Origin of the sequence: Arthrobacter sp. R-11, assembly GCF_049913155.1 — a bacterium.
Taxonomy (GTDB): Bacteria; Actinomycetota; Actinomycetes; order Actinomycetales; family Micrococcaceae; genus Arthrobacter.
The window spans coordinates 3,503,649-3,523,338 of the sequence record NZ_CP183979.1 but is presented as its reverse complement, the minus strand read 5'-3'; the positions used below and the strand labels follow the sequence as shown (position 1 = coordinate 3,523,338).

Here is a 19,690-nt window from a genome sequence, read left to right as displayed (position 1 = left end):
TTTGCGTCCCTAAACCGCTTGGTGACGTCCCTAAACCGACTGGTGACGGCGCCCGTGCTGTCGGATGCCGGTGCTGTCGGATGCCGGTGCCTCAGACGCGCGGGCCGCGGAACTTGCTGAACCCGCGCCACAGGCCGTACACAGCGCCGCCGACGGTGGCTGCCTTCAGGCCAAGTGTGGCTGCGCGGCGGCCCGAGCGGAAGTCGTAAACGGGCCAGTTGTTTTCGCGGGCATGGCGGCGCAGGGCGGCGTCGGGGTTAATGCACACCGGGTGCCCCACCAGGGTGAGCAGGGGGATGTCGTTGTGGGAGTCGCTGTAGGCCCAGCAGCGCTGGAGGTCCAGCCCTTCCTCGTCTGCCACCTGCTGAACGGCAACGGCTTTCGCCGGTCCGTGCAGGATGTCACCCACGAGCCTGCCGGTGTAGGCGCCGTCTTCGATTTCGCCCACCGTGCCCAAGGCGCCGGTGAGGCCCAGCCGGGTGGCGATTACGCTGGCAACCTCGACGGGGGTGGCGGTGACCAGCCACACCTTGCGGCCCACCCGGAGGTGCTGCTCGGCCAGGGCCTTCGTACCCGGCCAGATCCGGGACTCGATCATTTCGTCGTAGACTTCTTCGCCCAGTTCCTCGACCTCGGAAACCCTGATCCCTGCGGCAAGGACCAAGGCGGAGTCGCGCACGGCATGGACGTCGTCCATGTTCTCGCCGCGGAGGACAAACTTGAACTGCTTCCATGCGAAGCCCGCGGCCTGGGACAGTGTGAAGGCCTTGCGTTCGTACATTTTCCGGGCCACATGGAAGAGGCTTGCGCCCCGCATCAAGGTGTTGTCGACGTCGAAGAATGCGGCTTCGCCGTGTTGCTGCTTCACAGCCGGCGCGGTGGCCACAGCGGCGTTCTTCTCGTCGGGCATGCCATGAGTCTAGTCAATTGCCCTGCCGGACGCCGTGCCGCGCCTTCCGCATGAACCCGCGTCGTGCGCGCTTCGACGCCGCCCCGCGGCTCGGGCTACCGTTGGAACATGCCGATTCCCGACGTCGTCCTCCTCACCAAACCCGACTGCCACCTTTGCGCTGCGGCGCGGGACGCCGTCGAACGCGTTGTCTCGCAGCTGGGGCTGCCGTGGCGGGAGATGTCCATCGAAGGCGACGCCGAGCTGCGCGAACGTTACGCCGAGGAGATCCCGGTGGTCCTGGTCGACGGCATCCAGCGGGACTTCTGGAAGATCGACGAAACACGGCTCACCAGGGTGCTGCAGAAGGCACTTGCGTCCTAAGTGCTATCCCGGTGGCTTTGTTGACTCCGGGAACCCCGCAATAGAGTGGGACAACAAAGCAACACAATGGAGACGACTGTGACTGCGCTGGAACCATCCGCCGAGCCCGTACCGGGCGAGCAGGATTCTGCTGCCAAGCAGATTCCGCCTGCAGCTGTGGCCCGGATGACGCTCTACCTGCGCGCGCTCAACTCCCTCCTCGGCGAAGGCGTGGAACGGGTTTCCTCCGAAGCGCTGGCCGAGGCCTCCGGGGTCAGCTCCTCCACCCTGCGCAAGGACCTTTCGTATGTCGGCTCCTACGGCACACGGGGCGTGGGCTATGAGGTCCAGTACCTGAGCCGTCATATCGCGGCCGCTCTGGGGTTGACCCACGACTGGAAAGTGGCGATTGTCGGGGCCGGAAACCTTGGCAAGGCCCTCGCCAGGTACGGCGGCTTCCAGTCGCGCGGCTTCGACGTCGTGGCCATCCTCGACGCCGACCCCATGGTGGTCGGCAACGAAGTCGGCTGGCTGCGGGTCAGCGATGCCGCGAACCTCGAGCAGGTCCTGCAACGGACCCGCACCAACATGGTGGTCCTGGCCCTGCCCGCTGCCGTGGCACAGGACGTGTGCGACCGCGTGATCAAGGCAGGGATCCGCAGCATCCTCAGTTTCGCGCCCGTGCTGCTGCAGGTCCCGCCGCATGTCAATCTGCGGAAGGTGGACATGGCCACCGAACTGCAGATCCTGGCCTACCACGCACAAAGGGCGCAGACCCCGGGCCAAGCCGTCTGATACTGCCCGACGGCGGCCGGGACTGCGCCCGTTGTTTGCTGCGGTGTGTTTTCCCGCGGCAGGTTCAGCGGCCGTATGGACCCTGGCCGTAAGGGTTCGCGAAGGGCTGGGCCTTGCGGAAGTACGGCGCCGAAGCCGGCAGGTAGAGCATTACGATCGCGGCGATGCCGAGCAGGATGGTGACAGTGCCGATGCCGACCTGGGCCAGGCCCAGCAGTGAGATCGCGGCGAAGATGGTTCCCAGGATCCGGGCCCAGTTCTTTCCCCTGCGCACGTTGAAGGCGACCAGGGCGTAGAGGCCGGCGAAGATCACGGAGAAGATAACCACCGTGGTGGCAAATATTCCGCGGAAGCTGTCCACGTCGATGCCGGGGTTGTTGCGTCCTTGGGCCTTCATTGCCTCGTCCACAATGCTGCCGAACTCGGGCGAGTTGATCATGGCAAGCGTGATCGGGATGCCGATCAGGTTCAGTACGCCGGCGGCAAGGATGAGCCAGAACGAGATGTTGACCAGCGAGGGAACTCCCGACGTCGTGGCCGGCTGCTGGCTCGGCCACACGCTTTGCCCGTACTGCGACTGTCCGTAGGGGGGCTGGCCATACGGGGACTGGCCGAACTGCGGAGCGCCCTGGCCGTACTGCGGGGCGGCGGGCTGCTGTCCGTACTGGGGTGCGCCTTGGCCGTACTGCGGTGCGGCCTGCCCGTACTGTGGCGCCGATGGCTGCTGTCCGTACTGCGGGGCATCCTGCCCGTACTGGGGCTGTGCCGGCTGGCCGTACTGCGGCTGTTCGGGGGTGCCCTGCTGGGAACTGCCGTTTTCACCGGAGTTGGCGGGCGGGTATGGAGGGTTGCTCATGGCATTCCTTTGCATGTTCGACTGCGGGTTCGGCTGCCGGGTCAGCAATTACCCCTGCCCCCAGCTTGGTTTAAGTCCACCGTACCCCGGCACCCGGCGGTGGAGACCGATTTCCCACGGATTTCCGGCAAGGAAAGGCCAGGGAGTCCGGTGCGGGACGGCACTCGTGGCAGAAAGGAAGGCCGCGGCGTCCTGGGGAGCACCGCGGCCTTTGGCCAAGCTTTCGTGAGAGCCTGTACCTGGTTCGGGTACAGGAACTGTGCCTACGAGAAATGCTTCTGCGACTCGGGAAGCCACATCAGCACGCCGGCCGCCACCGCGACCGCGGAGCCGATGAAGCCCAGGTTCAGCGTGACGAGCTGGAGCAGCAGCGAAATCACCGCAAGCCCGGCCAGAATGCTCAGAACCAAGCGGGCCCAGCGGGCGCCTTCCTTGAGCCTGATCGCGATGAAAATGTAGAGGGCGGCGAAGATCAGGCTGAGAATGAAGCTCCCGATACTGGTGCCAATGAGCAATTCACCGAAGTAGCCCCGGAGAATGAAGATGTTGATCAGGCTTGACAGCACGCCAAGGACGGCTGCACCGACCCAGAGCCAGTAGGACAGAGTCAATTGCTGCGGCACGCCTGTGGTGTCGCGGAAGCGTTGGGCGATGTTGTTGAAGTCGAGGCCGAAAGTGTTCCTTGCCGGAGCCGGGTAGCCCAAGCCGGCAGGCGGGGCGTTGTTGGGCCCTGCGGCAGGCATTGCGTAGCCCGGAGCCGGCTGCTGGTACCCCGGGGCAGGCTGTTGGTATCCCGGGGGTGGGGCCTGATATCCGGGTGCCTGGTAGCTGGGTGGTTGCGGTGCGCCTTGAGGCGGCTGGTAGCCGGCGGGAGGAACATCGCCGGAAGATGCGGGCTCTGAGCCTGGCTGTTGAGGAACTTCGTTTGGGTTACTCATGGCATCACTGTAGACCTGAGGTTGAAGGTTTCCTAGGAAATTTTCGGCGAATTCCCGGCCTCCTCTGGGCCCCGTGGTGAATACTCCAGCGGGTGGATCCATGGGAGGGATGCCCGCCTGGAAGGCGGCAACGAAAAGCGGCGCCGCCCGGTGGCTGCGGAAATCCGCAAGCCTTCCGGGAAGCGCCGCTTCCGGAAACTGTGCCCTTAGGCGGCAGGGGCGATGAAGGCGAGTTCGAGGTTGATGACAACCTTGTCGCTGACCAGCACGCCGCCGGCTTCCAGTACGGCGTTCCAGGTCAGGCCGAATTCCTTGCGGCTGATGGTGGTCTCGCCGGAGAGCCCGGCGCGGGTGTTGCCGAAGGGGTCGACTGCGACGCCGTTGAATTCAGTCTCGATGGCGACCTCCTTGGTGACGCCCTTGATGGTGAGGTCGCCGACCAGGTCGAAGCTGTCGCCGTTGGCCTTGATGTGGCGGGATACGAAGTTGATCTCCGGGAACTTCTCGACGTCGAAGAAGTCCTCGCCCTTGACGTGGCCGTCTCGGTTGACGTCGCCGGAGTCGAAGCTGGCCGTCTGGATGGTTGCGTTGACCTTGGAGTCGGCCAGGTGGTCCGCCAGTTCCAGCGTCGCGTTGGCTTCGGTGAATTGGCCGCGGACCTTGCTGATTCCTGCGTGGCGGACGGTGAAGCCGATTTCGCTGTGCGAGTTGTCGAGGGTCCAGGTACCGGTGGTGACGTTGGCGGGGAGGGTCATGGCGTGCTCCTTGGGGTAGGGATGGGTGGAATCTCCGCTCGGAGGACAGTTACTTGAACAATCAACCGATCTTGCATCCAGTATAAACATGCAAATGCATCTTTTATTCCATCGCCGGGAAACATTTTTCGGGAACTTCAGTTCTACGTGGCGTAGAAGATTTCTGAATGCCCGTCCTCTTTGAGAAACTGGTAGACATGCCCCAAGCAACTGTCCATCTGCTCCGCCATGGCGAGGTATATAACCCCGACGGCGTTCTGTATGGCAGACTCCCCGAATTCCACCTGTCCGAGCGCGGATGGGCGATGGCACGCGTGCTCGCCGAGCACTTCGAAGCGCGCGCCGCGGCCGGGGCAAAGATCGTCCACCTGGTGGCCTCGCCGCTCACGCGTGCCCAGGAAACAGCCCAGCCGAGCTCTGAGGCGCTCGGCCTCCAGGTCCATACGGATCCCCGGATCATCGAGGCAGAGAACCACTTTGAAGGATTGCACGCGCGTCCCTCGGAGTTCCTGAAGCCCCAGCATTGGTTCCATTTCCGGAACCCGCTCCGCCCGTCCTGGGGTGAACCGTATAGCCAGCAGGTCGCGCGCATGCGTGCCGCTATCGAGGACGCCCGGCAGCGTGCCGTCGAACTCGGCGGCGACGGCGCCGAAGCGATCCTGGTGAGCCACCAGCTGCCCATCTACGCCACGCGCCGCAGCGCCGAAGGACGCCGGCTGTGGCATGACCCGCGCAAGCGCGAGTGCACCCTGACGTCCCTGACGTCCTTGGTGTTCGACGCCGACGGCGCCCTCGTGCGGGTCGACTACAGCGAGCCCGCGGCAGCCCTGTTGCCCGGCGCCGCAAGTACTCCCGGAGCATGACATTGGATAAGCACAGCAACACCTCGCGCCGACGCTTCCTCGCCACCGGGGGAGCGGCCCTCGCCGCCTTGACCGTGGGCATGTCCGCCTGCGCCCCGCAGGAGGACAACCTCGCCAAGCAAGCGAACGTCGGCGACAACAAGAACTACATTGCGGGAGACGGCTCGGTCACCGAGTTCGCCACGACCGAGCGTTCAGCCCCGGTGCAGATTGACGGGATCCTGTTCGATGGCACGGCTGTGAAGGCCGCAGACCTCCGCGGCAAGGTGACGGTGCTGAACTTCTGGTTCGCGGCCTGCGCCCCCTGCCGCGTCGAGGCGCCCATCCTCGAGGAACTGCACCAGGACTTCAAGGCCAAAGGCGTGCAGTTCTTCGGCGTCAACCTGCGCGATGAGAAACCCACCGCCGAGGCCTTCGAAAAGACCTTCAACCTGACGTACCCGAGCTTCAACGACAAGAACGGTGCCGTGTTGCTCTCAGTTTCCGGCCTGGTGCCGCCGAACGCCGTGCCCACCACGCTCGTCCTGGACAAGGAAGGCAGGGTTGCCTCCCGCGTCCTCGGCGAAATCGAAAAGGGCACCCTGAAGGCCCTCATCAGCGCCGCGGCAGCCGAGTAGGCGGCCCTACGAACGTGAACAGCCCCTTCGCCGAGACCATCCTCAACGGTTCCCTGCTTCTGGCCATCCCGGTGGCCCTGCTGGCGGGACTCGTCTCCTTCCTTTCGCCGTGCGTGCTGCCCCTCGTGCCCGGGTACCTGGGCTACGTCACCGGGCTGACCGGCGTCGATCTCCAGAAACAGCGGCGCGGCCGCATGCTTGCCGGAATCGGGCTGTTCGTGCTCGGCTTTTCCGTGATCTTCGTGCTGCTCGGCGGGGCCTTCGGCCAGCTGGGCACATTCATCAGCGGTCCGCAGAACGCCTGGATCACCCAGCTGCTGGGTGTCCTGGTGATCGTCATGGGCGTCGTCTTCATGGGCGGCTTCAGCTGGCTGCAACGGGACGCCAAGATCCATGCGAAGCCCCCGGCCGGCCTGTGGGGCGCGCCGCTGCTGGGCATCACCTTCGGCCTGGGCTGGGCCCCCTGCATTGGACCGACCTACTCGGCCGTCCAGCTGTTGAGCCTGTCCGGCGGATCCTCCGCAGCCAAGGGCGCCTTGCTTGCCTTCGTGTACAGCCTGGGCCTGGGAGTGCCGTTCCTGCTGATCGCCCTCGCCGTGCGCCGCGGCGCCGGAGTCATGTCCTTCTTCCGCAAGCACCGCCTGGCGATCCAGCGGGCCGGCGGGGCAATCCTGATCCTCCTGGGGATCCTGATGGCCAGCGGAGTGTGGGGTGCCTGGGTCACCGGGCTGCAGTACTGGTTCCAGACCGATGTGAAGTTGCCGATTTGATGAGCGAGCCCGTGGAAGCCAAGAACAAACCCAAGACGATCGAGGACGCCAAGACCGGGGCCGCGCTGCCCGCACTCGGACTGAAAGGCATGCTCCGCTGGGCTTGGACCCAGCTGACCAGCATGCGCACCGCGCTTTTCCTGCTGCTCCTGCTGGCGGTGGCCGCCGTCCCGGGCTCGCTGTTCCCGCAGCGCCCGGCCAACCCCGCCGTCGTCACGCAGTACATCAAGGACCACCCGGACTACGGCAAGATCCTGGATGCCATCCAGCTCTACGACGTCTACTCCTCGGCCTGGTTCTCCGCCATCTACCTCCTGCTGTTCATCTCGCTGATCGGCTGCGTGACGCCGCGGGCCATCGCGCATTACAAGGCGATGCGCTCCCAGCCGCCGCGGACCCCCAAGCGGCTGTCCCGCCTCCCTCAGTACGGCACCCTGGTGGTTCCCGCCGACGCCGGGATCCCGGCGTCGCGCGCCATCACCGATGCCGCCGCGCTGCTCAAGAAACGCGGCTACCGCGTGGAGGTCCGGGACGCCGATGGCGACCGGCCGTCACTGGGTGCCGAGCGCGGCTTCCTCAAGGAAGTGGGCAACCTCGTCTTCCACACTTCGCTGATCGGCGTCCTGGTGTCCGTGGCCATCGGCGGGCTGTTCGGCTACAGCGGCCAGCGCATCCTGGTGGAAGGAGACACCTTCGTGAACACCCTGGTGGGCTACGACCAGTTCAGCCCCGGCACCAACTTCCAGAGCAGCTGGTTGCAGCCCTACTCGATCCAGCTGGACAAGTTCGACGTGAAGTTCGACCGTGAATCGCCGGCCCACTTCGGCCAGCCGATCGACTTCACCGCACAGGTGACCACCAAGGAAAACCCGGGCGCGCCGGCCGAAAAGCAGGTCCTGAAGGTCAACGACCCCGTCATGCTGGGCGGCACCAGCATCTACCTCACCGGCAACGGCTACGCCCCGGTCATCACCGTCCGCGACGGCAAGGGCAACATCGCGCTGCAGGGGCCCGTGGTGGCCAAGCTGCAGGGCGACAACTACTACTCCTCGGTGGTCATCAAGGTTCCCGACGCGAAGCCCGATCAGCTGGGCTTCGCCGGCTTCTTCCTGCCGACGGCATTCGTCACCGAACAGGGCGTGTCCTTCAGCGGCGATCCCGAGCTCATCAACCCGCAGCTCAGCCTGAACTCGTACTACGGCGACCTCGGCCTGGACAAGGGCACGCCGCAGAATGTGTTCGAGCTCGACGTCAAGAACCTCACCCAGCTCAACGGCCGCGACCTCCCCACCAAGGGCATCACCCTGGTGCCCGGCAAGACGTACACCCTGCCGGACGGCAAGGGCAGCATCAGCTTCGACGGCGTCAAGAAGTATGTGGGCGTGGATATCCACCACAACCCCGGCCAGGCCAGCGCCCTGGTCTTCGCGTTGCTCGCCGTCGCCGGACTCGTCGTCTCCCTCTACCTGAACCGCCGCCGCGTGTGGGTCCGCACCGGAACCCACGACGACGGACGCACCATGGTGGAGTACGGCCTGCTGGCCCGCGGTGAAGACCACCGCCTGGCCGGCGAAGCCGCCGCTATACGTGAACTGCTGCAGCGTGAATGGCAGCTGGAGCCGGACCCATCCGATACTTCCGACACTGTCGCCTCGACAAACACTAAGGACCGGTAATGTTCCCCATCAACGAAACCATGGGCCAGTACAGCGAGCTCTTCATGCTCCTGGCCGCAGGCACGTACACGGTGGCGTTCGTCGCCTTCGCCTGGGACCTGGCCAAGAGCAGCAAGACGCTGCGCGCCGTGGACCTGAAGGCGGCAGCCGCCGCCAAGGTGCCGGTGGCTGCAGGGCGGATGGCGGGAGCGGACGTCAGCGGGCCGGCAGGCTATGCGGAGCGTCCGACGTCGGGCCCAACCTCCACCGGCGGCACCGCCGCCGGTGATATGCGCTACGCCGCCGAGCGCCGGGCACCCGCCCGTGTGGCAGTGGCGCTGTCCATCCTCGGCGTGCTGATCCACGCAGCCGGCGTGGTCACCCGCGCCATCGGTGCAGGCCGCGTGCCGTGGGGCAACATGTACGAGTTCCTCACCACCGGTGCCTTCGTTGCCGTCGTGGTCTTCCTGCTGGCCCTCGTCCGCCGCGACCTGCGCTTCCTGGGAACCTTCGTGATCGGCCTGGCCGTAATCATGCTCGTGGCGGCCTCCGTCGCGTACTGGACACCGGTGGGCCACCTGGTTCCCGCCCTGCAGAGCTACTGGCTGGTGATCCACGTATCCATCGCGGTGCTGTCCTCGGCGCTCTTCACGTTGACCTTCGCCATGTCTGCGCTGCAACTGGTCCAGGCGCACCGGCAGAAGACCCTTGCCGCGGGCGGCGCCGACAAGCTGGGCTTCATGCGCTTGGTTCCGGATGCCCTGAGCCTGGAGAACCTGTCCTACCGGATCAACACCGTGGCCTTCGTGGGCTGGACCTTCACGCTGATGTTCGGCGCCATCTGGGCCGAGAAGGCCTGGGGGCGCTTCTGGGGCTGGGACACCAAAGAAGTCTGGACGTTCGTGATCTGGGTGGTCTACGCGGGCTACCTGCACGCGCGGGCCACCCGCGGCTGGACCGGAACGCGCGCCGCCTGGCTGTCGATCGTGGGCTACCTGTGCGTGATCTTCAACTTCACGATCGTGAACCAGTTCTTCAACGGCCTGCACTCGTACTCGGGCCTGAGCTAGGACTTGATGCGGCGGGCGCGGCGGGTTCGCCTGCCCGCCCGCTGCCTTCGGCTTTCGGCCGGCTTAGGAGGCGCTGCCGTCGTTGCCGTCGGACGTTGATTCGCCCCTGAGCTTGCGCTGCTTCTCCTCGAGCTCTTCGCGGAGCTTCTTCAGCCGCTCGGCTTCGCTTTGGTTGCGGCGGCGGATTTCCAGGTTGCGCAGGAACTCCGGGTCGTCGTCGGGAGCCGTCGGGTGGGTGGGGAAGGCCGGCTGCGCCGCCCTTCCGCCGTACGGGCGTCCGAAGAAGAACCAAAGGATGGCGCCGAGGACCGGAAGCAGCAGCATCACCACGATCCAGGCCGGCTTGGAGATGCCCCGGACGTAACGGCCGTCCGTGCGGATCACATCCACCAAGCCGTAAACGAAGACCAGCAGGACGATGATGACTGCAACTACGCGGGGCATACCTTCAGTCTAGCCACCGCTCAAGGGCCGCGTACCCGCCTCCGGGGCACGGGCCAGGAGGGCCTTCGCCCGGTCCGGCGGCGGCCGGAGTGGATCCGACCGCTAAACTTGAACCGTGGCTTTCCTCAAGTACTCCCTGATCCGCCTGGCGCTGTTCGTGCCGTTGTTCGTGCTGTTCCTTTTCCTGCAGACCGGCGTCATCCTGGCCGTGGTCTTCGCCGGGCTGATCGCCTTCGCGATCAGCTACCTTTTCTTCCAGAAACAGCGTGACGCCGCCACGGCAGCCATGCGCGAGCGCTTCTCCGGGCGGGCCAAGCCGTTGCGCTCGGCCGGCGAGGTCGCCGATGCCGACGCCGAGGACCGCCTGGTGGACGAGCACCCCGAAGTCCGCGTCGAGAACGACCGGCGCCCCAAGGAAATCTGAAGCCAACCGTGCCTTAGAAGCCGGTGCTCAGCACCAGGCCGAGCGAGAACAGCAGGCTGTAGCCGAGGTTGATCATGCCGGTCTGCTTGAGCACCGGAATGAGGCTCTTGCGCTTGCCGTTGACCATGAGCCAGGCCGGCGTCAGGCAGGCCGGGACCAGGAGCAGCACGATCAGCATCCAGGGCTTGGTGGGCGCCAGGACCACCACCAGGAGAAGCGCCAAGGCCAGCATGAGCACATAGCTCTCGCGCGCATGCCGGTCGCCCAGCCGCACAGCCAGGGTCTTCTTCCCGGCAATAGTGTCCGTGGGGATGTCGCGGACGTTGTTGGCCATGAGCAGGGCACAGGCGATCAATCCGGTGCCGATCGCGCCGATGACCGCGGGGAGGCTGATCTGCCCGGCCTGGGTGTAGGTGGTGCCGAGCGTGGCCACGAGGCCGAAGAACACGAACACAAAGAGGTCGCCGAGGCCCATGTAGCCATAGGGGTTCCTGCCGCCGGTGTAGCCCCAGGCGGAAAGCACACAGCCCAGGCCCACCAGGATCAGCCACCAGGCCTGGGTGATGATCACGAGGATCAGGCCCACGAGCATGGCGAGGCCGAAGGCTCCGAACGCGGCCCACTTCACGTGCTGGGCGCGGGCAGCCCCCGATCCCACCAGGCGCAGTGGTCCTACGCGGTCCTCGTCGGTCCCGCGGATCCCGTCGGAATAGTCGTTGGCGTAGTTGACGCCGATCTGCAGCAGCAAGGCCACGAAGGCTGCAAGGATCGCGTTGAGAAGGCGGAACGACTGCAGTTCGTAGGCGGCCGCGGTGCCGATCAGCACCGGGGCGATCGCAGCCGGCAGGGTGCGCGGCCGGGCGCCTTGGATCCATTGTGCAGCTGTTGCCACGTGTTGTACCTCGTGTTGTTTCGCGGTGGGGCCGGATGGGGCCGGCGGTGGATGCGGTGAACTTGTCTATTCTGCCTGATGCTTTTCGCTGAGCAGCGCGCCCATGGCGAGCCGGTCCGGTTTGCCGTTGGGCAGCATCAGCAGCGCGGGCGCGGTGATGACGGTCTTGGGTGCCAGTGCTCCGAGGCCCGAGTGCGCCGCGGCGAGGAGTCGTTCCGGACTGCCCGCAAAGTCGTCCATGGCCACGTAGGCGGCCACGGCCTGGCCCCATTCGGCGGAAGGGACACCAGTGACGAAAGCCGCGCTTACGCCGTCGAGCCTTTCCAGCCCGGCCTGCACGTACGCGGCGGAAACCTTGACGCCGCCGGTGATGATGACGTCGTCGGCCCGGCCCAGGACGGTGAGCTTGCCGTCGGGGGAGAGCTCGCCGAGGTCCCCGGTACGGTACCAGCGGACGTCGTCTTCCTCGAAGAAACCTGCCGCGTCGGGAGCGTCCAGGTAGCCGGCGGCAATGGTGCTGCCACCCAGCAGGATGCGGCCCTCGCCGTCGATCCGGACCTCGACGCCGTCCAGCGGCTCGCCGTCGTACACGCAGCCGCCGCACGTTTCGGCGGAGCCGTAGGTGGTGACCACGCGAAGCCCGGCGGCGCGCGCCGCCTCCAGCAGCCCGGCAGGGGCCGGAGCCCCGCCGAGCAGGATCGCGTTGAAGCGCCGCAGCACGGCGAGCGTCCCCGCGGACGGCGCATCGAGCAGCCGCTGCAGCTGGGTCGGGACCAAGGAAGTGAAGCGGACTTTGTCCGTCAGCTCCAGGGCTGCAGCGATGAAGGCTTCCGGGGTGAAGCCGCCGGACATGTCCATGGCCCACGGGCGGGTGCCGGCGAACAACGAGCGGACCAGCACCTGGATGCCCGCCACGTACTGCAAAGGCAGGGCCAGCAGCCACTGGCCCTCGCCGCGCAGCGCTATCGCGGTGGCCATGGAGGATGCCGCGAGGGCGTCGACGGTGAGCACGGTGGCCTTCGGCGCGCCGGTGGATCCCGAGGTGCGCACCACCACTGCGGCGTCCTCGAAGCCGGGGGTTTCCACGGGAACAGCCGTGGCCTTCCCGTCCGGGGCCGTGACGATCTCGACGGCGGGTCCTTCACCTTGCAGGGCGGCCGCGAGGGCCTTCAGGATGTCATCCACAGCCGGCCTCCTAGAAGTAGTAGGGGAAGGCGGACCAGTCCGGATCCCGCTTCTGCAGGAACGCTTCCTTGCCCTCCACGGCTTCGTCCGTCATGTAGGCCAGGCGGGTGGCTTCGCCGGCGAAGACCTGCTGTCCGGCCAGGCCGTCGTCGGCCAGGTTGAAGGCGAACTTGAGCATGCGGATGGCCTGGGGCGACTGGCGGGCGATGTCCGCGGCGTACTCCAGGGCCACTTCTTCGAGACGGTCGTGGTCCACGGCCTCGTTGACGGCGCCCATGCGGACCATGTCCTCCGCGGAATATTCACGGGCGAGGAAGAAGATCTCACGGGCTGCCTTCTGGCCGATCTGGCGGGCCAGCAGCGCTGAGCCGTAGCCGGCGTCGAAACTTCCCACGGTGGCGTCGGTCTGCTTGAACTTTCCGTGCTGGCGGGAGGCAATGGTGAGGTCCGAGACGACGTGCAGCGAGTGCCCGCCGCCGGCCGCCCAGCCGTTCACGACGGCGATGACCACCTTGGGCATGGTGCGCATGAGCCGCTGGACCTCCAGGATGTGGAGGCGCCCGGCCCGGGCGGGGTCGATGGTTTCCTGGGTCTCGCCGTCGGCGGTGTTCTGTACTACGTACCGGTAGCCGTCGCGGCCCCGGATCCGCTGGTCGCCTCCGGAACAGAAGGAATGCCCGCCGTCCTTGGCGGAGGGGCCGTTGCCGGTGAGCAGCACGGTGGCCACATCGGGGGTCATCCGGGCGTGGTCCATGGCGCGGTAGAGCTCGTCCACGGTGCCAGGGCGGAAGGCGTTGCGGACTTCCGGGCGGTTGAAGGCGATGCGCACGGTGGGCAGGTCGCGGACGATTCCGCCGGCTTCGTCGCGTTCCACCTGGCGGTGGTAGGTCATATCCTGGAAGTCGTCGAATCCGGAAACCGTGCGCCAGCGCGCGGGGTCGAAGACGTCGGATACCTTGGCGGGGAAGTCGTTGCTCACCCTGACGAGTTTAGTTACCGGCTCAGCTGATGCAGAACTCGTTGCCTTCGGGGTCCGCCATGGTGTGCCATTCGTGCGGGCCCTGGCTGGCGGTCCACAGGTGCCTCGCCCCAGTGCCTTGCGGACAGTTCCGGTCCGGGTTGCCCAACTGGCTGGCAGTTGTGGTCGTTTTGAGCCCTCAAAACGACCACAACTGCGAGTTAGTTGGGGACTTAGGCGCCGAAGAACTGCGGAGGCAGCGCGTAGATCAGCAGCACGGCCAGAAGGTTCTTGCCGGCGTGGACCAGGAACGAGAACATGAGGTTCTTCCCGGTCCAGACGTAAACCGCGACCAGAACCGCGCCCATTCCGAGGTAGGGGACCATGGCCTGGGTGGAGAGGCCTTCATTGCGGAAGACATGGATGCCCGCGAACAGCACGACGGAGATCGCGCAGCAGACCCAGGTGTTGAGGCGTCCGGACAACTTCCCGATCAACAGGTGGCGGAAAATGTACTCCTCCACGAACGGCCCCACCACAACCAGCAGGGGCACGATCAGCCAGGCCGGGACGTTCTCGATGAGCGACTGGATTCCCAGCTGGTTTTCCGAGGCGCGTGCTTGTCCGCTTGCCGTGACCAAAATGGCCGTGAACACCAGCATGGCCACGACGGAGGCAGGCACCATGGCCAGTGTGAACCACGGGCGGGTGGCAAGGATCCGCGTGTCGCGGGAAAGCACCCGCCGGGCGGCCAGGAAGGCGAATATGCCAACCGAGGCATAGAAGGCGAGGTTGACCGCATAGGAGGCCGCCGCTTGAGTTGCCCGGAGGCTCTGCAGCAGGGGTGCCAGCAGGGCACCGGCAAAGGCAGCGAAAAGCATAAGTCCGAGGTAGAGTCCGGACGCCACGGCGTCGAGGCCGTTGAAGGCGTATAGCCTTCCCGGTGCTGGAATCTTGCCCATGTGAATAAGCCTAGCCGCGTGGGCCCCACGGCCGAGCGGAGCGAGGTTGGGGGCGGATATGCGGTAACTGGCAGTGCCTTCCGGCTTCCGGCTATAATTTTCGGCATGCCTAAATCTCTGTTTCGGTACACCAAAGCTGCTGTCCGGAATGTGTCCCTTGTCCTCACCGCCGCCCTCGCGTTCGGCCTGACCGCTTGCGGGGGTTCGACCAGCGCCGGAAACGATGACCGGCCCGTCGTCCTGACCACCTTCACGGTCCTGGCCGATATTGCCAAAAACGTGGCCGGCGACAAACTGCGCGTCGAATCCATCACCAAGGTGGGTGCCGAAATCCACGGTTACGAGCCGACCCCGGGGGACATCCGCAAGGCAGCCCAGGCCGAGCTGATCCTGGACAACGGGCTGAACCTCGAGGTCTGGTTCCAACAGTTCGTCGAAGGGCTGGACGTGCCGCATGCGGTGGTGAGCGAGGGCGTGGAGCCGATGCCGATCGCCGAGGACAGCTACAAAGGCAAACCGAACCCGCACGCGTGGATGTCGCCGTCGAACGTGCAGATCTATGCCGACAACATGGCCAAGGCCTTCGCCAAGCTCGACCCGGCCAACGCCGCCGCCTTCGAGGCCAACGCCAAGACGTACAAGGCGCAGTTGCAGGAGGTCAAGGACTACCTGGCCACAGAGCTGAAGGCGCTGCCCGTCCAGCAGCGGGCACTTGTCAGCTGCGAAGGGGCCTTCTCCTACCTGGCCCGCGACGTCGGACTCAAAGAGGTCTACATCTGGGCCGTCAACGCCGAACAGCAGGCCACCCCGCAGCAGATCGCCCGGGCCATCGAATTCGTCAAGGAGCACAAGGTCCCGGCCGTCTTCTGCGAGTCCACGGTGTCCAATGCCCCCATGATGCAGGTGGTCGAGGCCAGCGGTGCGAAGTTCGGCGGTGTTCTCTACGTCGATTCGCTTTCCGAGGCGGACGGCCCCGTGCCGACGTACCTGGACCTGATCCGGCACGACGCCCGGACCATCGCCAACGCACTGACGGGAAAGACGTCATGAGCACCCCGGCAATCCTCGTAGATAAAGTCACGGTGCATTACGGAGAGGTCCTCGCCCTCGACGGCGCCTCGCTGAGCCTGGAGCCGGCCCGTATCTGCGGGCTCGTGGGCATGAACGGCTCCGGAAAATCCACCCTTTTCAAGGCCATCATGGGCATGGTGAAGCCCGATTCCGGGCAGGTCCTCATCAACGGGCAGCCCCCGATGAAAATCCGCAAGGAGGCCGGGATCGGCTACGTCCCGCAAAGCGAGGACGTGGACTGGGCGTTCCCGCTGTCCGTGCGCGACGTGGTGATGATGGGCCGGTACGGGCACCTCGGCTTCACCCGCCGGCCGCGAAAGGCGGACCGCGAGGCCGTCGAACACGCCCTGGAGCGGGTGGAACTGGGCGACTACGCCGACCGGCAGATCGGCCAGCTGTCCGGCGGCCAGAAGAAGCGCGCGTTCGTGGCCCGCGGCATTGCACAGGGCGCCACCATGATGCTGCTCGACGAGCCGTTCGCCGGCGTGGACAAACGCTCCGAAGCGACCATCACCCGCTTGCTGCGGGAACTCGCCGCCGACGGCGCCACTATCCTGGTTTCCACCCACGACCTCCACGCGCTCCCGCAGCTCTGCGACGAAGCCGTGCTGCTCATGCGGAAGGTGCTCATGCACGGCAACCCGGACGTGGTGCTGCAGCCGGAAAACCTCGCCATGGCCTTCGGCCTCGACGTCATGAACAGGGGCTAGCCCGATGGACCTGCTTGACATCCTCTTGGAACCGCTCGGCTATGACTTCATGGTCCGCGCGCTGCTCACGACGGCGATCGCCGCCGTCGTCTGTGCCGTCCTGAGCTGCTGGCTGGTGCTGATCGGCTGGTCGCTCATGGGTGACGCCGTTTCGCACGCGGTGCTGCCCGGCGTCGTGCTCGCGTACATCGTGGGGGCGCCATTCGCGCTTGGCGCCCTGGTGTTCGCGCTGCTGGCGGTGACTTTGATCGGCGTCGTGCGCAACACCAGCCGGGTCAAGGAGGACGCCGCCATCGGGATCGTCTTCACCTCGCTGTTCGCGCTGGGCCTCGTGCTGATTTCCGTGACCCCCAGCCAGACGGACCTGAACCACATCATCTTCGGGAACCTGCTGGGCGTGAGCACAGCGGACCTGGTGCAGGTGGTGGTTCTCGGGGTGGTGGCCTTCGCCATCCTGGTGCTCAAGCGCCGTGACCTGACCCTGTACGCCTTCGACCCCACCCACGCCCACGCGATCGGCCTCTCGCCGCGGCGCCTGGGCGCCCTCCTTCTGGGCCTGCTCGCGCTGACCTCGGTGGTGGCGCTGCAGACCGTAGGCGTCGTGCTGGTGGTGGCCATGCTCATCATTCCGGGCGCCACGGCGTACCTGCTGACCGACCGCTTCTCCCGGATGCTCGTGATCGCCCCCGTCATTTCCGCCGCCTGCTCGGTGGCCGGGATCTACATCAGTTACTACTTTGATACCGCCTCGGGTGCGATGGTGGTGCTCGCGCAGGGCGTGGTGTTCGCCGTCGTCTACCTCTTCAGCCCGCGGCAGGGACTGATCGGCACGCGGCTGGCGAAAGCACGCCGGAAGCGGGCCGCGGCGCTGGTGCGCTGAAGCTGCCGGAGCCGTTCCGCTGCCATCCTGTCAGCGGAACAGGTCCCGGTAGGTACCCATGATGATGCGGTCCCCGGGGGTGGATTTCTTCAGGTAGTCCAGCACGGCCCAGTCATCAAGCGAGATGCAGCCGGCGGTGGGTACCTTGTTCATGTGCAGGAAGATCGCAAAGCCTGCGTTTTGGACGATGTTCGGCCGGTTGTAGTTGATGACCACGCCCTGGCGGTAGTCGTGGCTGGCGCGCGTTGCGTAGTACCACATGTTCTCGTCCCAGCCCACCCAGGACGAGGACTCGAAGTACTTGTTGTAGGTGGCGGTCCAGGGGTTGCCGCCCCAGCGGGACCGCGGGTTCAGCGTCCGGTAGGCGAGCTTGGTTCCGGGGTTGCCCAGGCCGAACGCCTCGGTCACGCTGAAGGATCCCGTCGGCGAAAAGAGGTAGCGGGTGGGGCCGGACGGCACCCCCGGAGGCTTGAATCCCGAAGCGCCGACATAGCTGTCCGTTTTCCAGTCAGGGACATAGGTTCCGGCGAGCCTCTTGCAGTAGATACTCGTTGACCTGGACACCTTGTAGTCCCGGGCGACGGTCAAAAGCACCCGGTTGGCGCCGTAGCTGGAATACTTGGATTTCCCGTTGTTCAGGGCCTGGCATTCGGTGCCCTTGGAATAGATCCGGGTTCCTGCATGGCCTTCCCAGCCGATGAAGCCGCCCTGAAAGTTCTGGATGCACTTGCCGCTGGCGCATTTCTCGTTCGAGAGCGGGTAAGCGAGCAGCCCTCGCGTGGCGCCGGCAGCAGCGTACTGGCCTCCGATGGCACCCCGGACCACCCAGACCCCGCTGCCCGGTGACCAGTAGATGTTCCCGCCCTGGAAGCGCTGGACACAGCCGCTGGCAGGCTGGCCGCAGATTTCGCTGGTGACCGGGTAGCCCATGACGCTGTCCTGTGCGCCGACCGACTTCCAGCGGGTCTGGATGGCACCGCGGACAAAGCGGGGTCCGGTGGCGGGGGACCAGTAGATGGTTCCCCTCGAGAACGCCTGGAAGCAGCCGCCGTTCCGGAGCCCGCAGCTCTCGTTTGATAGCGGCATGCCAAGGCCCGCGGATGATCCCAGGGCGGTCCAGAACCCGCCGATCGCCCCGCGGGACCAGATACGGAAGACTGCGGTCCCATTCCACGCGAGGATCTTTCCGCCCGAGAACTTCTGGACGGTGCCCCCGGGCGCGGCGGTTTCATCGCCCAGTGGATAGCCGAAAGCTGCCAGGCCGCCGCCCGAGAAAAACCCTGGTCCGGTGTGCCCAGTTGCCGAGAAGACCGCGTGGGCGCCGTCCGCGCTGGTCCAATAGATCAAGCCGCCCGCGAACTTTTGCTGGCAGAGGCCACTCTCGGCGCAGTACTGCGTGGAGATCGGCTCGCCGAGTACGCCGCCGGCTCCGCCAAGGTCGAGCCATTTCGCTCCGATCGCACCCTCCGTGGTGAAAGCCGGTGCCGGCGGCTCCGACGGCGCGGAAGGCTCGGACGGCTCCGACGGCGGTAGGTCCTCAAGGGACGCGGGAGGATCCACGGTCGGGGAAGGATCGGGCTCCGGTGACTCGGAACCGGAACCCGGGGCGGTCGGGCTGGCTTCATCGCTCGGGCTGGGCTCGTCCGCCGGGGTCACCTCGCTGCTCGGCGACGGGCCCGCGCCCGGACCTGGGGTCTCCTCCGCGCTGGCCGGAGCTGCCGCCAGGGGGACCGCCGCAAGTCCCAGCAAGAGGGCGGCGGCCACGAGCGATATTTTTGCCTGGAATCCGGTCTTCACTGTGATCCCCCGTTTCACCGTGTTCCCCCGTTTCACTGCGCATCCTCAGCCGAGACAACCGGTTCGCACGTGCCGGCCCGGCCCGTGGTTCTTGCAAAATCCCTGGCCAGGACGTCGGCCGATTTTCCGGCCTGGACGGTTTCCGTAATCAGGGCGTGGCCCTGGACCGCTGCGCCGATGGTCACGGCGACTGCCACCGTGTACGTCTTGGCCGATTTCGTGGAGTTGACGAGGGTTCCCATGAAGGTCCAGGACCCGTCGGCTCCCGCCGTGCAGCTCTGGTTCCGCAGTGCGTCGATCGCGTTGAAGGAGGTGGAGACGTCACCGGGCTCTGATGACGGCGGCGGTGCGGGGGCCTTGTCCGTTGACGCAGCCGCGCTTGGACCGGTGGATGTTCCGGGACTGCCGGATTCGGTCGACGACGGAGCGGGGCTTGCGTTTTGACTGGCCGGTCCTGCGCCCCCGCCGGAGCACCCGGCAAGGGCAAGCAGCAACGCGGCGGGCAGCAGCCTTCTGTTTCGCATGTTCCCCCCAGGTCCAGTGCGAAGGCCAGGTGCGACGAAGACCGTCCACCTGCCAGGTGTGTCTGTCGATGCTACACACAGGCTAGCGGCAAAGAAGGCAGGCAGGAAGCAGTTTCCCGGCAGCCGGAAAGGCCGGCTGTAGCCCGGGTCACGCGTGGTGCGTTTCACACTGTAAGATGGGCTTGCTGGATTCGCCCTTCGATGATTTGCCCTGCAACCCGCAGAAGTGAATAGGATTCCGGCCAGTGAGCCGAATCACGTGCAGCAAAGGG

Annotated in this window: 22 protein-coding genes and 1 pseudogene; 11 read left to right on the top strand and 12 right to left on the bottom strand. The window is 66.0% G+C overall.

Annotated elements, in window-relative coordinates; all coding sequences use genetic code 11:
• Window positions 1–91 precede the first annotated feature (91 nt).
• On the bottom strand, window positions 92–910 hold the full coding sequence (locus ACN9M4_RS16010; RefSeq protein ID WP_426299571.1) for an HAD family hydrolase: 819 nt from the start codon (window positions 908–910) through the stop codon (window positions 92–94).
• 108 nt (window positions 911–1,018) lie between these two features.
• Here ACN9M4_RS16010 and ACN9M4_RS16005 point away from each other — a divergent pair, with 108 nt between their 5' ends.
• Both ACN9M4_RS16005 and ACN9M4_RS16000 read left to right on the top strand, forming a co-directional pair.
• Window positions 1,019–1,273, top strand: a complete 255-nt coding sequence (locus tag ACN9M4_RS16005) for a glutaredoxin family protein (protein ID WP_426299569.1) — start codon at window positions 1,019–1,021, stop codon at window positions 1,271–1,273.
• 66 nt (window positions 1,274–1,339) lie between these two features.
• Complete coding sequence (locus ACN9M4_RS16000; protein ID WP_426299567.1) at window positions 1,340–2,047, top strand: redox-sensing transcriptional repressor Rex; 708 nt, start codon at window positions 1,340–1,342, stop codon at window positions 2,045–2,047.
• A 64-nt stretch (window positions 2,048–2,111) separates the two neighbouring features.
• Here ACN9M4_RS16000 and ACN9M4_RS15995 read toward each other — a convergent pair whose 3' ends face one another.
• The 3 genes from ACN9M4_RS15995 to ACN9M4_RS15985 form a co-directional block, all read right to left on the bottom strand.
• Window positions 2,112–2,903, bottom strand: a complete 792-nt coding sequence (locus tag ACN9M4_RS15995) for a hypothetical protein (protein WP_426299565.1) — start codon at window positions 2,901–2,903, stop codon at window positions 2,112–2,114.
• A gap of 263 nt (window positions 2,904–3,166) precedes the next feature.
• Window positions 3,167–3,646, bottom strand: a complete 480-nt coding sequence (locus ACN9M4_RS15990) for a hypothetical protein (protein ID WP_426299563.1) — start codon at window positions 3,644–3,646, stop codon at window positions 3,167–3,169.
• Window positions 3,647–4,047: 401 nt separating this feature from the next.
• Window positions 4,048–4,596 carry a YceI family protein gene (locus ACN9M4_RS15985; protein WP_426299561.1) on the bottom strand — a complete coding sequence of 183 codons (549 nt, stop codon included), beginning with the start codon at window positions 4,594–4,596 and terminating at the stop codon, window positions 4,048–4,050.
• A gap of 197 nt (window positions 4,597–4,793) precedes the next feature.
• On the opposite strand from ACN9M4_RS15985, the gene ACN9M4_RS15980 reads away from it, so the two are divergent.
• From ACN9M4_RS15980 to ccsB, 5 genes are read left to right on the top strand one after another with little or no spacing between them, the layout of a single operon-like run.
• Entirely contained in the window at window positions 4,794–5,459 is a 666-nt protein-coding gene (locus ACN9M4_RS15980) for a histidine phosphatase family protein (RefSeq protein ID WP_426299559.1), read from the top strand.
• A complete protein-coding gene (locus tag ACN9M4_RS15975; protein ID WP_426299557.1) occupies window positions 5,456–6,076 on the top strand; it encodes a TlpA family protein disulfide reductase in 621 nt (206 codons plus the stop codon). The genes ACN9M4_RS15980 and ACN9M4_RS15975 overlap by 4 nt, the downstream gene beginning before the upstream one ends.
• A gap of 14 nt (window positions 6,077–6,090) precedes the next feature.
• The gene (locus ACN9M4_RS15970) at window positions 6,091–6,846 is read left to right on the top strand and encodes a cytochrome c biogenesis CcdA family protein (protein WP_426299555.1); all 756 of its coding nucleotides are present in this window, start codon (window positions 6,091–6,093) and stop codon (window positions 6,844–6,846) included.
• Window positions 6,846–8,522, top strand: coding sequence for a cytochrome c biogenesis protein ResB (gene resB / locus ACN9M4_RS15965; RefSeq protein ID WP_426299553.1), 1,677 nt, complete (start codon window positions 6,846–6,848; stop codon window positions 8,520–8,522). The genes ACN9M4_RS15970 and resB overlap by 1 nt, the downstream gene beginning before the upstream one ends.
• Window positions 8,522–9,571: a c-type cytochrome biogenesis protein CcsB gene (gene ccsB, locus ACN9M4_RS15960; protein WP_426299551.1), complete on the top strand. Its 1,050-nt coding sequence runs from the start codon at window positions 8,522–8,524 to the stop codon at window positions 9,569–9,571. The genes resB and ccsB overlap by 1 nt, the downstream gene beginning before the upstream one ends.
• Window positions 9,572–9,634: 63 nt before the next feature.
• Here the strand turns inward: ccsB and ACN9M4_RS15955 are convergent, their stop codons facing one another.
• On the bottom strand, window positions 9,635–10,015 hold the full coding sequence (locus tag ACN9M4_RS15955; protein ID WP_426299549.1) for a PLDc N-terminal domain-containing protein: 381 nt from the start codon (window positions 10,013–10,015) through the stop codon (window positions 9,635–9,637).
• A 115-nt stretch (window positions 10,016–10,130) separates the two neighbouring features.
• Between ACN9M4_RS15955 and ACN9M4_RS15950 the strand changes: the two genes are divergently transcribed.
• The gene (locus ACN9M4_RS15950; protein ID WP_426299547.1) at window positions 10,131–10,439 is read left to right on the top strand and encodes a DUF4229 domain-containing protein; all 309 of its coding nucleotides are present in this window, start codon (window positions 10,131–10,133) and stop codon (window positions 10,437–10,439) included.
• Window positions 10,440–10,452: 13 nt separating this feature from the next.
• On the opposite strand, the gene ACN9M4_RS15945 is transcribed toward ACN9M4_RS15950, so the two are convergent.
• The 5 genes and pseudogenes from ACN9M4_RS15945 to ACN9M4_RS15925 form a co-directional block, all read right to left on the bottom strand.
• On the bottom strand, window positions 10,453–11,331 hold the full coding sequence (locus ACN9M4_RS15945; RefSeq protein WP_426299545.1) for a 1,4-dihydroxy-2-naphthoate polyprenyltransferase: 879 nt from the start codon (window positions 11,329–11,331) through the stop codon (window positions 10,453–10,455).
• Between the two features lie 66 nt (window positions 11,332–11,397).
• A complete protein-coding gene (locus ACN9M4_RS15940) occupies window positions 11,398–12,516 on the bottom strand; it encodes an AMP-binding protein (protein ID WP_426299543.1) in 1,119 nt (372 codons plus the stop codon).
• A 10-nt stretch (window positions 12,517–12,526) separates the two neighbouring features.
• Window positions 12,527–13,495, bottom strand: coding sequence for a 1,4-dihydroxy-2-naphthoyl-CoA synthase (locus ACN9M4_RS15935; protein ID WP_426299541.1), 969 nt, complete (start codon window positions 13,493–13,495; stop codon window positions 12,527–12,529).
• 22 nt (window positions 13,496–13,517) lie between these two features.
• Window positions 13,518–13,607 (bottom strand): annotated as a pseudogene (locus ACN9M4_RS15930) (VOC family protein); the annotation flags it as partial.
• Window positions 13,608–13,707: 100 nt separating this feature from the next.
• On the bottom strand, window positions 13,708–14,436 hold the full coding sequence (locus tag ACN9M4_RS15925) for a CPBP family intramembrane glutamic endopeptidase (RefSeq protein ID WP_426299539.1): 729 nt from the start codon (window positions 14,434–14,436) through the stop codon (window positions 13,708–13,710).
• 105 nt (window positions 14,437–14,541) lie between these two features.
• Between ACN9M4_RS15925 and ACN9M4_RS15920 the strand changes: the two genes are divergently transcribed.
• The 3 genes from ACN9M4_RS15920 to ACN9M4_RS15910 are packed head-to-tail and all read left to right on the top strand — an operon-like array spanning window position 14,542 to window position 17,097.
• On the top strand, window positions 14,542–15,486 hold the full coding sequence (locus tag ACN9M4_RS15920) for a metal ABC transporter substrate-binding protein (protein ID WP_426299537.1): 945 nt from the start codon (window positions 14,542–14,544) through the stop codon (window positions 15,484–15,486).
• Window positions 15,483–16,217 carry a metal ABC transporter ATP-binding protein gene (locus tag ACN9M4_RS15915; RefSeq protein ID WP_426299535.1) on the top strand — a complete coding sequence of 245 codons (735 nt, stop codon included), beginning with the start codon at window positions 15,483–15,485 and terminating at the stop codon, window positions 16,215–16,217. Before ACN9M4_RS15920 ends, ACN9M4_RS15915 begins: the two co-directional genes overlap by 4 nt.
• A 4-nt stretch (window positions 16,218–16,221) precedes the next feature.
• Window positions 16,222–17,097 (top strand): metal ABC transporter permease, encoded by an 876-nt coding sequence (locus ACN9M4_RS15910; RefSeq protein WP_426299533.1) that lies wholly within the window; start codon window positions 16,222–16,224, stop codon window positions 17,095–17,097.
• A gap of 30 nt (window positions 17,098–17,127) precedes the next feature.
• On the opposite strand, the gene ACN9M4_RS15905 is transcribed toward ACN9M4_RS15910, so the two are convergent.
• On the bottom strand, window positions 17,128–18,930 hold the full coding sequence (locus tag ACN9M4_RS15905; protein ID WP_426299531.1) for a hypothetical protein: 1,803 nt from the start codon (window positions 18,928–18,930) through the stop codon (window positions 17,128–17,130).
• Window positions 18,927–19,418, bottom strand: coding sequence for a hypothetical protein (locus ACN9M4_RS15900; RefSeq protein WP_426299529.1), 492 nt, complete (start codon window positions 19,416–19,418; stop codon window positions 18,927–18,929). Before ACN9M4_RS15900 ends, ACN9M4_RS15905 begins: the two co-directional genes overlap by 4 nt.
• Window positions 19,419–19,690 lie beyond the last annotated feature (272 nt).